We start from the raw sequence: 13,056 nt of genomic DNA, 5'->3' as shown, positions 1-13,056 counted from the left end.
CATGGTTCGAAGTTCTAATATAGACCATGGTTTTTAATAAAAATAAAGGTGATATGATGATAAAATTAAAGGAAAGCGAATTTAAAGAACTTACAGGTTATATGAAAGCAAATTATGGAATCAACCTTACAGAAAAAAAGCTTCTTATAGAGGGTCGCCTTAGCAATATGATTATAGAAAAAGGATTTACTAATTTTTCGGATTACCTAAAATTCGTTTTTAATGATCCTTCAGGAAATGAAATTAGTCTACTTATAAACAAGTTAACTACTAATCATACTTATTTTATGAGAGAAGTTGAGCATTTTAATTATTTTAGGGATACTGTTATGCATTACTTAGAGTCAACCTGTAAAAATAAAGATTTAAGAATATGGAGCGCAGGATGTTCTAGTGGTGAGGAACCATATACCCTAGCCATGATAATTGCAGATTATTTTGGAAATCAAAAGCCTATGTGGAATACTAAAGTGCTGGCTACAGATATATCCCAAAAGGTACTAGAAGTAGCACAAATGGGTGCTTATTCAAGCGAGGCTGTAGATACAATACCTAAATATTGGAGACTTAAATATTTTAGTAAAGTCGATGATGAAAATTATCAGATTGGCCAGGAAATAAAGAATGAAGTAATATATAGAAATTTTAATCTGATGACTGAAATTTTTCCTTTTAAAAAAAAGTTCCATGTTATATTTTGTAGAAATGTAATGATATATTTTGAGCCAAAAACAAAGATGGAATTAATAAAGAAATTTTATGACATGACTGAAATAGGCGGTTATCTTTTTTTAGGTCATTCTGAGTCCGTAAATAAAAATGAAACTAATTATAAATATATTATGCCAGCTGTTTATAGGAAAGGATAGGGAATAATGAGTATATTAAAAAAAATAAGGGTGTTAGTTGTCGATGATTCACTGCTTTTTAGAGAAACGATAGCTAGAGGAATAGGGGCAGATAGGGGTATAGAAGTAGTTGGAACTGCAGGGGATGCATTCCAGGCAAGGGATAAAATAATAGAGCTTGAGCCGGATGTTATGACTTTAGATGTAGAAATGCCAAAGATGAATGGTATTGAATTTTTGAAAAGGCTTATACCTCAATATCCTATACCAGTTGTGGTAGTAAGTGCCGTAAGTGATAATGTTTTTGATGCTTTGAATGCTGGTGCAGTAGATTTTGTTACAAAAATTAATTCAATAAATGGTAGCAGCAAGGAAGTTTTTATAAATGAATTAATTATAAAAATAAAAATCGCTTCAATGGCTAAGGTGGGAAATATCAAAAAAGACATTATAAATAAGAGGCGTACTGATAAAATAAGATCAAGAAGCGGTGATACAATAATTGCTATTGGTGCATCCACAGGTGGAACACAAGCTATTCTTGAAGTAGTTAAGGGATTTCCTATAGATATGCCTGGTATTTTAATAACACAACATATGCCTCCTGTATTTACAAAAATGTATGCTGATAGGTTAAATAATCTTTGCCTAATGGATGTGAAGGAAGCTGAAACTGGTGATATAGTTCTTCCAGGGAAAATTCTTATTGCACCAGGAGATAGACATATGGAATTAATGCGTCGTGGAAATAATTATTACGTGGAATGTTCTACTGGTGATAAGGTGAATGGACATTGCCCATCAGTAGATGTACTATTCAATTCAGTTGCAGAGAAAGCAGGAAGTGCAGCCATTGGAGTTATTCTAACGGGAATGGGCTATGATGGGGCAAAAGGTCTTATGAAAATGAAGCAAAGAGGGGCTTATACTATAGGTCAAGATGAAAAGTCAAGTGTTGTATACGGAATGCCAAAGGTAGCCTATGACATTGGTGGGGTTATTAAACAGGCATCTTTAAAAAATATACCTCAGTTAATTTATTCAATTATAGAAAATGGAAGGTAATAGAGTAAAGAGAATATATAGATGATTGTTTACATAAACTTTAGAATACTTTAAAAAAAATATTGACAAAAAAAAGGTCATAAAGTATACTAATCTAAAACATGGAAATAAATTTGAAAATTGTGAAAACTTTGATAGGGAAAGTAGACATTCTTCATATTCTTAGAGAGTGGGGACGGTGTAAACCCATAAATGGTTAATGTTGAAACTCACCCTTGAGTTGTAAGCTGAAATTATATGGTTTATATATAATATATAAACCATATAGGGTAAGCCGTGCCGGTGTATATTAATTATACACCGTTATAAAATGAAGATATAAAAATGGGTGGTACCGCGATAGACTTTTCGCCCCAATGGGAAGAGGTCTTTTTTTTATACTCAAAATTCTAATTTATATAAAATTGAAGGAGGTACAAAAATGAAAGCTGCGGAGGCAATAATTCAATGTTTACAAGAAGAAAAGGTGAAAATAGTGTTTGGTTATCCGGGAGTTCCAGTTGGTCCGTTATATGAAGCATTAAGGAAGTCTGATATAGAACATATACTGGTAAGACATGAACAGGCGGCAGGACATAGTGCTAGTGGGTATGCTAGGGCAACAAGGTCTATAGGAGTATGTATTGCAACTTCAGGACCTGGTGCTATTAATCTTATAACAGGCATTGCAACTGCCTATGCAGATTCTATACCAATGCTTGCAATAACTGGGCAAGTTAGAACAGACCTAATTGGAAAAGATGTTTTTCAAGAAGCAGATATAATTGGAGCAACAGACTCTTTCACAAAACATAGTTATTTAGTTAAAGATGCAAAAGATATACCAAGAATCATGAAAGAGGCGTTTTATATAGCAAGAACTGGGAGACCGGGTCCGGTACTTGTTGATATACCATTAGATATTCAGAACACAGAAATTGAATTTGAATATCCAAGTGAAATTAGTATAAGAGGTTACAAACCTACAGTGAATGGAAATAAAAGGCAAATAAAAAAAGCATTAGAAAAGATTAAAAATAGCCGGAAACCTCTTATTTGTGTGGGAGGGGGAGTTATGTCCGCCAAGGCTGAACAGGAGTTAATAAAATTTATAGAAAAATCTAAGATCCCCATGGTACACACATTAATGGGTAAGGATGGAATTCCATCAAAATATCCTTATAATGTTGGATTAATTGGGTCACATGGTTTTAAATATGCCAATAAAGCAGTAGCCCAGGCCGATGTTCTAATTCTTGTTGGTACAAGAGTTGCAGATAGAGCAACAGGTGGATCTAAGAGTTTTGGAAAAATGGCGGATATTATCCATATTGATGTTGATCCAGCAGAGATAGGTAAAAATCTTAGTGCTCTTATTCCAGTAGTTGGAGATTGTAAAAAAATATTACAAGAACTTACTGATGGAGTAACGCAAATCGATACAAAAATGTGGATGGATCAAATTACAACGTGGAAAAAAGAATATGTTAAAATTAGGGAAACTGGCGCAAAAGTAAATCCACAATATGCTTTAGAGCTTTTATCACAAATGATAGAAGAAGATGCCTTGATTACTGCAGACGTAGGGCAAAATCAAATTTGGACCTCACATTATCTTGATATGGTTGGTAACAGAAGATTTTTAACTAGTGGGGGACTTGGAACAATGGGGTATTCGATTCCGGCCTCAGTTGGCTGTAAGTTTGCTTTCCCAAAGAGACGTGTTGTTGCGGTAATGGGAGATGGAAGTTTTCAAATGAGTATGTCTGAGCTTGGAACTATAAAACAAAATCATTTGAATATAATATTCTTATTATTTAACAATTCAAATCTTGGTATGGTTCGGGAGTATCAAAGCAATGTATATAAAAATACTTACGGTGTGAGTTTATGTGAAAATCCTGATTTTGTGAAGCTTGTAGAATCTTATGGACTTTGTGGAAAAAGAGTTAACTCTAATTCAGAATTAAAAGTAGTTCTTGAAGAAGCGATGGCAAGTAATAAAGCTTTTTTGATAGAATGTATTGTAAGCGAAGAAGAGAGTACCTTATAGAAGGGAGTGTAAATTATGAATAAATACATTTTATCTATTTTAGTTGAAAATCATTCAGGGGTTTTAAGCAAAATGGCCGGTTTATTCACACGTAGAGGTTATAATATTGATAGTTTAACTGTTAGTATTACAGATGATCCTACTATTTCGCGTATGACAATTGTAGTAAGTGGGGATGAACAAATCACTGAACAGATTGTAAAACAATTGAATAAACTTATAGATGTAATAAAAATATTAGAGTTAAGTCCTGAGAAATCTGTCTCTAGAGAAGTGGCACTTATAAAAATGGCGCTTGATCAAGGTACTAGATCTTTTATTATAGAAACGGTAAATATATTCAAATGTAATATTGTAGAGATGAATGCAAAGAGTATTATAATTGAGATAACTGGAAATGAAGAAAAGGTATCTTCATTCATTGAGTTAATGCGGCCTTATGGAATTAAGGAAGTTGTCCGTACAGGACTTGCAGTGTTACAAAGACGATCAGAAACAGATTAGTAATAATTTATAAAAAACTTGTGATCGCTCCATTCTCATGATAACCTAATATAAAATTTCTCGCATTTTATGTATTAAGACGTAATGTGGTGTAAGATAGTATAGAGTGTTATTGAATAATTTTCAATTGAGAATTAAATTTATAAAAATATAGTAGAAAGTTTTTGTGACTACTTTGTGAGAGGTGATATTTTGGATAATAACAAATTGATTCAGTTTAAAAAAACAATTCCTAAAAAATTAAGCAGTTTTATAGATCCAGAGCTATTTGTTAAATATGAAGTTAAGCGAGGGCTTAGAGATATTGATGGGCGTGGGGTACTTGTGGGTTTAACAGAAATCAGTCAAGTGAATTCTTCTATAGTTAAAAATAATAAGACAATCCCTTCCCCAGGCGTTTTAAAATATAGAGGCATAAATATTGAAAGTTTAGTGGATGGCTTTCTGAAAGACGGTCGTTTTGGATTTGAAGAGACTTGTTATTTATTGCTTTTTAGTGATCTTCCGAGTAAAGGGGAACTTAAAAATTTTACGGATTTGCTTTCTAAATATCGAAATCTTCCTGATGATTTTGTAAGAGATATGATACTGAAAATGCCGAGTAAAAATATAATGAACTCACTAGCAAGAAGTATATTAGCACTTTATAGTATAGACGATAAAGCAGAAGATACTTCTCCAAGTAATGTTTTGGAGCAGTGCATGAGGCTTATTGCATGTTTCCCGCTTATGGTGGTTTATGGTTATCAGGCGTTATCACATTATCATAACAATAATAATTTAATTATTCGTAGCCCGCTTGATGATTTAAGTACGGCTGAGAATATTTTGTACATGCTTCGTGATGATAGTAAATACACAAAACTTGAAGCTACAATACTTGACCTTGCATTAGTTCTTCACGCTGAGCATGGTGGTGGTAATAACTCCACATTTGTTACACATGTAATAACATCATCTGGCTCTGATACTTATTCAGTAATAGCTGCTGCACTTGGTTCTTTAAAAGGGCCAAGACATGGTGGTGCTAATATAAAAGTTGTTCAAATGTTTGAAGATATGAAAGAAAAAGTAAGCGATTGGAAAGATGACGCAGAGATTGAAAAATATCTATTAAAGATATTAACTAAAGAGGCTTTTGATAAATCGGGACTAATTTATGGAATGGGGCATGCTGTTTATTCTATATCTGATCCAAGGGCTGTTATTTTTAAAAAATATGTTGGAAGACTTGCAAAGGCAAAAGGTTTAGAGGATGAATATAACCTTTATGCAAGGGTAGAAGAACTAGCACCTATTGTAATCGCAAGTGTTCGAAAGATTTATAAAGGTGTAAGTGCTAACGTAGATTTTTACTCAGGGTTTGTATACAGAATGCTTGGTATACCAGATGAGATGTTTACCCCTATCTTTGCTGTAGCAAGAATAGCTGGCTGGAGTGCTCATAGGCTTGAGGAAATAATAAACAATGGTAAAATTATTAGACCTGCATATAAATGTGTTGCGGGAAGTAGTACTTATGTTCCATTAAATGATAGATAATAATACTTCTTAACTATCTAAACAATAAAAAGAAGGACAACCAAACTGTTATAGTGGCAGAGGAGTTATCCTTCTTTTATTGAGTTGTAACTATTGGTACATAATATTTTAACGTGATTGAAATATAGAATTCTAAGGGAGAAAATTTATGACTAATGTATTTAATATTTTAATAGGATTATTTGTTTTTTTTATATTGTGGGCTTTAATTGAAGCTCAAGTTTATAGAGTACGAAGAATTAAAATTAAAAATAGTAAGATACCAAAAGGATTTAATAATTTTAAAATAATTTTTATATCTGATATTCACTATGGAAGAGGCTTTAGCAGCAAAAGATTAATAAATATAGTTAATAAAATCAATAAAATAGAGCCAGATATTATAATAATAGGAGGTGATTATTTAGATATTTCAGTAAAAAGTAAGAGGGATGTAAGTAGGTATTTAGATAAAGAGCTACAAGTACTAAAAAAACTAAAAGCTAAATTAAAGATTTTTACTGTCCTCGGAAATCATGACTATTTTAAAGGGAAAGATTATTTACTAAAGAAACTTAATTCTAATTCATTTAAGATACTTAAAAATGAGAAAGAATTGATAAGTAAAGGAGAAGATACTATAGAACTAATAGGCGTGGATGATTTACTTGAAGGAAATCCGGAAGCTAATTTATTAAAACAAACGAGCGATAATTTTACTATTGCTATATCACATAACCCAGATTTTTTCAGTGATTATAAAAATGTTATTAATTATGACTTAGGGTTTGCAGGACATACTCATGGAGGGCAAGTAACTATTTTTGGATTATATGCGCCGTATGCATCTTCTAAATATGGTCAAATGTATTGCAAGAAAATAATTAATGAGGCAAATAGGGACATAGTATTAACTAATGGCATAGGTAATGGAATGTTACCTATAAGATTTTTTGCTATTCCAGAAATCGTAGAAATTGATTTAGAAGTCTAGGATATTAGAAAGTGTGTAAAAAAACCTATAGCATAAACATTTTTTCAAATTATTATACTATAGGGAACAGTTTGAATATTTACATTTATTAATAAATGTAAACACGTATTTCTTTGACTATGCTACTATTTCTTTAAGTAATTTTGAAAAGTATGCTGCATGTGATTTTTCTTCTTCAAGTATAGTGGATAATATTCCTGTAACATCATTTTGAGATACTTTCTCGTACATTTGTGTATAAATACTTATTGTGAGTTGTTCTGTTTTAAGTGAATAAGTGAGGGCTGCTTTTAAATCTTTGAAAGCATCTTTTGGTTGATCTTTTTTATTAAAGACTTGATTTTCAATTAAATTTTTCAAGTATTTTGTTACTTCGATATCAAAGAGATAGGTAGAATCCATTTCGTTACTAGTACTTAAATCATTAAAAAGTTTTGTAAACCTTTCTTTATGAATAAATTCTTGACCGGCAGCAGCTAATAAAAATTCCTTGGTTTTTCCTTTAGTATAATTAGCTCCATTGATGTAAAAATCATATCCTTCTTCTTCCATTAATATGGCAATTTTCAACATTTCAAGACCACTAAAAGTAGTATTTGTCATAATATCGCTCCCTTTCTATTTTGCTTAATAGTATATTGAACATAATGTTCTTTAGGTTAATATTGACTTTCATCTAATATTAACTTTCTTATAATAAATATTCAAGACTATTTTGTAAATTTATTTTTAATTTATCGTTTTAGGTTAAAATAAAATGATTGTTATATTTGTACATTTTTCTTATGTATTTTTATAGGCATATATAATTTATAAAAATCAGCCGCCGTAAGGATTAAAGGTGGCCAATAATAGTTAATTATATCAATTATAATAAAAACCCCCTCATATAGATTTTACTTTATTATTAATATAGTATTATTAGTGCAGTAGTGTGTTACTATAAGTAAAATTTAATTAAATGCAAGTTGAACTCTTTAATTTTTATGATATACTTGAAGCTGTAACTTTACGAGGCTCAAAAGTAAGAAGCAAAAAGTCTAAGTAGAATTTATTAATAAACTAAAAAGATAGTTATACTTATTATAATGGAGGAATTATTATGAAAACGAATGAATTGCCAAAGTATTTTAAGAATATTGATGATGAACTGTGGTTTGAAGAAGTTGAAGTTGAAAAAAAAGATTTGAAAATTAGTTATAAGGTCAATAAATGTTTTTCTTATTCAAAATCCCCTTATCAAGAGGTAGCATTAATTGATACCAATGCATTTGGTCCTTGCCTTGTTCTTGATGGTGTAATGCAGACTACATCTGCTGATGGATTTATATATAATGAAATGATTACACATATTCCAGTACTTACTCATAAAAACCCGAAAAATGTTTTGGTAATTGGTGGAGGCGACTGTGGAGCGGTAAGAGAACTATCAAAGTATGAGGAGCTTGAGACAATTGATATGGTAGAGCTTGACGAATTAGTAACAGAGGAATGCATAAAATTTCTTCCAGAAATAAGTGGAGGTCCAAGTTTCGATAAAAGAATTAATTTTAAGTTCGGAGATGGAGTTGAATATGTGAAGAAGACTGATATTAAATATGATATAGTAATGGTTGACTCACCAGACCCTGAGGGCCCTGCTAAAGATTTGTTTGGAGAAGAATTTTATAAAAATGTAAAAAGAACATTAAAAACTGATGGAGTAATGGTGTGTCAAAGTGAATCTCCAATGATTCATCGTAACATAATAGAGAATACAAGAAAAATATTAAAGAACAATTTTAAAATAGTAAAAACATATATTGCTTTTGTTCCAACTTATCCAGGTGGTATATGGAGTTTTACAATGGCATCAGATGTGTATGATCCTAGTAATATGGACGTAAATAGATTACCAATAGAAACTCGTTATTTAACAAAAAAAATTGTAAAATCTTGTTTTGATCTTCCAAATTTCATAAGTGATCTTAAATAAATTATTTAATAGGTTATTGCATTAAGTATATAGAGGTTAAAATGACAATATGAAGGTGGGCAAAAATGAATATTTTTAAGAAGAAATCTTTTGAGCAGATGCAGGACGGAATACAAAAGTCTGGTTTAAAGAAAGATCTTACAGCAAAAGATATAGCAGCTTTAGGTATAGGGGCTGTTATTGGAGTAGGAATATTTGTTGCAACAGGCGCAGGAGCACATATTGCAGGGCCAGCAGTTATTATATCGTTTGTGTTAGCAGGAATTGTTGCTTGCTTATGTGGACTCTGTTATTGTGAACTTGCAACTATGTTTCCCGTAGCTGGTAGTACATATTCCTATGCTTATATAGCATTTGGAGAAATAGTTGCAATGTTAATAGGGTGGTGTTTAACCGCCGAATATTTAGTTGCGTGTAGTGCTGTAGCATCAGGGTGGTCTGGGGCGTTTGTCGGTCTTTTAAAGACATCAAGTATTAATTTGCCTAGTATTATTACTTCATCACCAAGTAATGGTGGTATAGTAGATCTACCCGCAATACTAATAGTATTATGTTTAACTGTACTTTTGTGTTTTGGTATGGAGGAAAGTTCTAAAATCAATAATATAATTGTAAGTATAAAAATAGGTATAATACTTATTTTTGTAATAGTCGGAGTAGGACATATTAATGTTGCAAACTATAAACCATTTGCACCATTTGGGTTCAAGGGAGTTTTTACAGCAACAGCATCAATATTCTTTTCTTACCTTGGATTCGATGCAATTGCAACTAGTGCTGAAGAAGCTAAAGATCCAAAGAAAGGCGTAGCTATCGGGCTTATATCATGTTTAGCTATAGTTAGTATATTGTATATTGCCGTTGCATTTGTACTTACTGGAATTGTTCCGTATAATTCTATAGATTTACAAAATGCACTTCCTGCTGCACTGGCAACAATAGGAATAAACTGGGGTTCTATTTTAGTTGGGGTAGGTTGTATAGTTGGAATGATATCTACAATTTTAGTTGTGCTTTATGGACAGGTAAGAATATTTATGGTAATGTCTAGAGATGGATTATTACCAAAGTTATTTTCAAAAATCCATAAAAAGTATAAAACACCATACATCGCAACAATTATTACAGGTGTCATTGCTGCAATAATAGCAGGATTTTTACCATTAGATATTATTGTCCAATTTTTGAGTATTGGAACTCTTTTAGGATTTATAGTTGTAGCCTTAAGTGTGATAGTACTTAGAAAAAAGATGCCAGACTTCAATAGAACTTTTATGTGTCCACTTGTACCAGTAACACCAATACTTGCTATAATTTGTTGTTTGGTTTTATTAAGTAGACTTGGAATAAAAACATGGATAGGATTTATAGTTTGGTTAATAATTGGAATTATTACATACATAGTGTATGGTAGAAAACATAGTGTTATTCAAAATGAAAATAGTTCAATACAGTAAAATATGACGAATAAATAAGCTTACCATTTAAAATAAATGGTAAGCTTATTTGTTTTATTATAAGTATAATTTAGTATCAATTCGTCTATCGTAGTCTGACCAATTACCAGGTTCTGTTTTATCCTTCATTTGAGAAATTTTATTCATAGTAGCATCTGTGGAATCAGCAAAATTAACTATAAATGATTCTTCCATTTTCATTCCTCTTGGAGAACCAAATTCAGGCTTTCCGTGATGCTGAACTAAACATCCCTTTATCCTAGTAATAAAATCTTCAGAATAAAGTGATTCATTCTCTCGAATAGCTCTATCTAATAACTCTACTCCAATAACGATATGACCTTCCATTTCTCCTCTAAGGGTATATTTAAAAGGACCATCATAATATAATTCATAAATCTTACCAATATCATGAAGTTTTGCTGCAAGTACCGCTATCTCAGTTCGCTTACATTCATATCTTTCACAAAGTGTAGCAGTTAAATACATAACATTTAATGTATGTTCTGCAAGGCCGCCTATATAATTATGATGCATAGATACTCCACCTATTCCTCTTTGAAATTTATCTAAGAATAGTTCATCCTTAAAGAAATAGTCATTTAAGGCTTTACCCTCATTTGAAATAATGTACTTATTTGTAAGAGTGTCCATTTCATGCATAATATCTTCAATAGGTCTCTTTACAGTTGGTAGATAATCTGATAAATTATAATCTAAAATAAATTTATATTTTTTGACATCCAAGTTCTTATCCTTAAATCCTTCAATTTCTATGACGCAACCTTCTACAATATCACCATTTTTGCTAGGTATATTAGCTTTTACTTCTCCACTCTTATCTACCAATATGCAGACAAATTTAGAAGCATCTTTGAACATTATTTTCATTACCATTAATGAAATTTTTATATTAGTTCCACTTTTTATATCGTTTAAAAAATTCTCTTTTGCAATCATATGATCCTCCAAATTAAATTTATTTTTCTAATAAAGTAAGTGTTAAAATCTATTCGCGCTTATTACTGTACCATATTTATTTGTATCTGACTAATTTTCATTAGGCACTTACTATTTTTATAGACAGATTACAATAATAACTGTAGAAAAAAGGTATTAATTTCATAATTCATAGCAAAATAAAGGGAAAAAATATTATTTATATAAATAAAGGAGAGGATTTAATGGAGAACCAGAAAAGGTAAAAGGAATTTTCTTAACTCATGGACATGAAGATCATATAGGTTCGTTGCCATTCATTCTAAAACAATTGAATGTACCTATTTATGGTACTAAGCTAACATTATATCAGGGCTTAATACTTTTTGTTTAGATTAAATGGTCAAACTAGGTGAATATACTTGAAATTTTAGTCATAAAAGTATAAAATGAATGACATAATAATAAATACTGTCGGATTAGGGGGCAACTATATGAATTTTTTTTATGTAAGAGATAAAGAAACAGTTGTAAATAGTTATGTTTGAAATTAAAGTACCTGCCACAAGTGCAAATATGGGGCCAGGACTTGATACTCTCGGGGTTGCGTTTAAACTATATAATAGTTTTATAGTTGAAGAGATAGAATCTGGGCTTGAAATTTTTGGGTGTAATAAGGAATTTGCAAACAATAATAACTTAGTTTATACTTCAATGTTAAAAACCTTTAAAAAACTCCAAAAGGATCCCAAAGGTGTTAGATTAACTTTTAAAACGGAAATACCTGTTAGTGGAGGGCTTGGAAGTAGTGCTACATGTATATTGGCAGGGATTACAGCTGCTAATAGGTTATGTGGGGATGTTTTAACAAAACAAGAGGTTCTAGATTATGCTTGCGAAATTGAAGGACATCCGGATAATATTACTCCTGCAATGATTGGTGGCATGACTGTTTCAATTATGAATGAGGGAGCTAACCATTATAATAAAATTCCAATTAATGGAGGCATAAAATTTTGTGCACTAATCCCTAAACTACAGTTATCAACTAAGTCTTCAAGAGCAGTGCTACCAGAAACAATACCTTTTAAAGATGCTGTGTATAATGTAGGTATGGTTTCGATGCTTATTGTATCACTTGTTAATGGTGATTATGAAGGTGTAAAGCTTGCTTGCAAAGATAAACTTCACCAGCCATATCGAATGGGGTTAATAAAAAATTATTCGCAAATTTCAAGTTTTGTTAAAAAAAGTGAAGCTTTAGGCGTATTTCTTAGTGGTGCGGGACCAACGATTATGGTAATGCTTAAAAAAGATGATAGTAATACTGAAAGAAAACTAAAAGAATTTTTAAATGGCTTATCAGGAAATTGGGAAACTCTGAATTTAGAAATTGATGAGGATGGTTTGAATATAGAAAATATTTAAATAATAATTTTATTACATAATAATTCACTTGCAACTTACGTTACGTAATGATGTATATTTACCTTATACAATTTATAATTTATAGAATGTACAAAAAGTAGGAGGTTTTTATAATGATACCTTTATGTATACCAGAAATTAGAGGCAATGAATTAAAATACGTTAAAGACTGTATAGATACCAATTGGGTATCTTCAGTAGGAAGTTATGTTAATTTATTTGAGAAAAAATTTAGTGAATACGTAGGCAGCAAAAGTGCTGTAGTTACAATGAATGGTACAGCTGCGCTTCAA

Annotated in this window: 12 protein-coding genes, 1 pseudogene and 1 other annotated feature; of the genes and pseudogenes, 11 read left to right on the top strand and 2 right to left on the bottom strand. The window is 31.1% G+C overall.

Features of this window, described 5'->3' with window-relative positions:
- Positions 1-56: 56 nt before the first annotated feature.
- The 6 genes from KPL44_RS19670 to KPL44_RS19645 all read left to right on the top strand — a co-directional run bounded on the left by KPL44_RS19670 (position 57) and on the right by KPL44_RS19645 (position 6,964).
- Entirely contained in the window at positions 57-869 is an 813-nt protein-coding gene (locus tag KPL44_RS19670) for a CheR family methyltransferase (protein ID WP_216253673.1), read from the top strand.
- Between the two features lie 6 nt (positions 870-875).
- The gene (locus tag KPL44_RS19665; RefSeq protein ID WP_216253557.1) at positions 876-1,913 is read left to right on the top strand and encodes a protein-glutamate methylesterase/protein-glutamine glutaminase; all 1,038 of its coding nucleotides are present in this window, start codon (positions 876-878) and stop codon (positions 1,911-1,913) included.
- Between the two features lie 122 nt (positions 1,914-2,035).
- Positions 2,036-2,272: a binding site (T-box leader), on the top strand.
- A gap of 62 nt (positions 2,273-2,334) precedes the next feature.
- On the top strand, positions 2,335-3,945 hold the full coding sequence (ilvB, locus tag KPL44_RS19660) for a biosynthetic-type acetolactate synthase large subunit (protein ID WP_216253554.1): 1,611 nt from the start codon (positions 2,335-2,337) through the stop codon (positions 3,943-3,945).
- A 15-nt stretch (positions 3,946-3,960) separates the two neighbouring features.
- Positions 3,961-4,449, top strand: coding sequence for an acetolactate synthase small subunit (ilvN, locus tag KPL44_RS19655; protein WP_216253551.1), 489 nt, complete (start codon positions 3,961-3,963; stop codon positions 4,447-4,449).
- A 192-nt stretch (positions 4,450-4,641) separates the two neighbouring features.
- On the top strand, positions 4,642-5,991 hold the full coding sequence (locus KPL44_RS19650; RefSeq protein WP_216253536.1) for a citrate/2-methylcitrate synthase: 1,350 nt from the start codon (positions 4,642-4,644) through the stop codon (positions 5,989-5,991).
- Positions 5,992-6,139: 148 nt separating this feature from the next.
- Complete coding sequence (locus tag KPL44_RS19645; RefSeq protein WP_216253532.1) at positions 6,140-6,964, top strand: metallophosphoesterase; 825 nt, start codon at positions 6,140-6,142, stop codon at positions 6,962-6,964.
- A 117-nt stretch (positions 6,965-7,081) separates the two neighbouring features.
- On the opposite strand, the gene KPL44_RS19640 is transcribed toward KPL44_RS19645, so the two are convergent.
- The gene (locus tag KPL44_RS19640) at positions 7,082-7,567 is read right to left on the bottom strand and encodes a ferritin family protein (protein WP_216253529.1); all 486 of its coding nucleotides are present in this window, start codon (positions 7,565-7,567) and stop codon (positions 7,082-7,084) included.
- Between the two features lie 499 nt (positions 7,568-8,066).
- Between KPL44_RS19640 and speE the strand changes: the two genes are divergently transcribed.
- Together speE and KPL44_RS19630 are read left to right on the top strand one after the other, a co-directional pair.
- Positions 8,067-8,939: a polyamine aminopropyltransferase gene (gene speE, locus KPL44_RS19635; RefSeq protein ID WP_216253526.1), complete on the top strand. Its 873-nt coding sequence runs from the start codon at positions 8,067-8,069 to the stop codon at positions 8,937-8,939.
- A 65-nt stretch (positions 8,940-9,004) separates the two neighbouring features.
- Positions 9,005-10,396 (top strand): amino acid permease, encoded by a 1,392-nt coding sequence (locus KPL44_RS19630; RefSeq protein ID WP_216253523.1) that lies wholly within the window; start codon positions 9,005-9,007, stop codon positions 10,394-10,396.
- Between the two features lie 57 nt (positions 10,397-10,453).
- Here the strand turns inward: KPL44_RS19630 and KPL44_RS19625 are convergent, their stop codons facing one another.
- Positions 10,454-11,356 (bottom strand): 3'-5' exoribonuclease YhaM family protein, encoded by a 903-nt coding sequence (locus KPL44_RS19625; protein WP_216253520.1) that lies wholly within the window; start codon positions 11,354-11,356, stop codon positions 10,454-10,456.
- 235 nt (positions 11,357-11,591) lie between these two features.
- On the opposite strand from KPL44_RS19625, the pseudogene KPL44_RS19620 reads away from it, so the two are divergent.
- The 3 genes and pseudogenes from KPL44_RS19620 to KPL44_RS19610 all read left to right on the top strand — a co-directional run.
- Positions 11,592-11,702 (top strand): annotated as a pseudogene (locus KPL44_RS19620) (MBL fold metallo-hydrolase); the annotation flags it as partial.
- Between the two features lie 173 nt (positions 11,703-11,875).
- A complete protein-coding gene (thrB, locus tag KPL44_RS19615; RefSeq protein ID WP_216253516.1) occupies positions 11,876-12,763 on the top strand; it encodes a homoserine kinase in 888 nt (295 codons plus the stop codon).
- A 113-nt stretch (positions 12,764-12,876) separates the two neighbouring features.
- Positions 12,877-13,056 (top strand): DegT/DnrJ/EryC1/StrS family aminotransferase (locus tag KPL44_RS19610; RefSeq protein ID WP_216253513.1); only part of this gene is annotated, 180 nt, incomplete at its 3' end.

The sequence above is a fragment of the Clostridium sp. DSM 17811 genome (assembly GCF_018861905.1).
Taxonomy (GTDB): domain Bacteria; phylum Bacillota; class Clostridia; order Clostridiales; family Clostridiaceae; genus Clostridium_AD; species Clostridium_AD frigoriphilum.
The sequence above is the reverse complement of the archived record's forward strand: the minus strand, read 5'-3'. Positions and strand labels throughout refer to the sequence as shown.

Excerpts from the sequence above, each read along its gene's own strand:
- KPL44_RS19640 (WP_216253529.1), bottom strand. The coding sequence starts at position 7,567 with ATGACAAATACTACTTTTAGTGGTCTTGAAATGTTGAAAATTGCCATA.
- ilvN (WP_216253551.1), top strand. The coding sequence starts at position 3,961 with ATGAATAAATACATTTTATCTATTTTAGTTGAAAATCATTCAGGGGTT.
- speE (WP_216253526.1), top strand. The coding sequence starts at position 8,067 with ATGAAAACGAATGAATTGCCAAAGTATTTTAAGAATATTGATGATGAA.
- KPL44_RS19670 (WP_216253673.1), top strand. The coding sequence starts at position 57 with ATGATAAAATTAAAGGAAAGCGAATTTAAAGAACTTACAGGTTATATG.
- KPL44_RS19665 (WP_216253557.1), top strand. The coding sequence starts at position 876 with ATGAGTATATTAAAAAAAATAAGGGTGTTAGTTGTCGATGATTCACTG.
- thrB (WP_216253516.1), top strand. The coding sequence starts at position 11,876 with ATGTTTGAAATTAAAGTACCTGCCACAAGTGCAAATATGGGGCCAGGA.
- ilvB (WP_216253554.1), top strand. The coding sequence starts at position 2,335 with ATGAAAGCTGCGGAGGCAATAATTCAATGTTTACAAGAAGAAAAGGTG.
- KPL44_RS19625 (WP_216253520.1), bottom strand. The coding sequence starts at position 11,356 with ATGATTGCAAAAGAGAATTTTTTAAACGATATAAAAAGTGGAACTAAT.
- KPL44_RS19645 (WP_216253532.1), top strand. The coding sequence starts at position 6,140 with ATGACTAATGTATTTAATATTTTAATAGGATTATTTGTTTTTTTTATA.
- KPL44_RS19630 (WP_216253523.1), top strand. The coding sequence starts at position 9,005 with ATGAATATTTTTAAGAAGAAATCTTTTGAGCAGATGCAGGACGGAATA.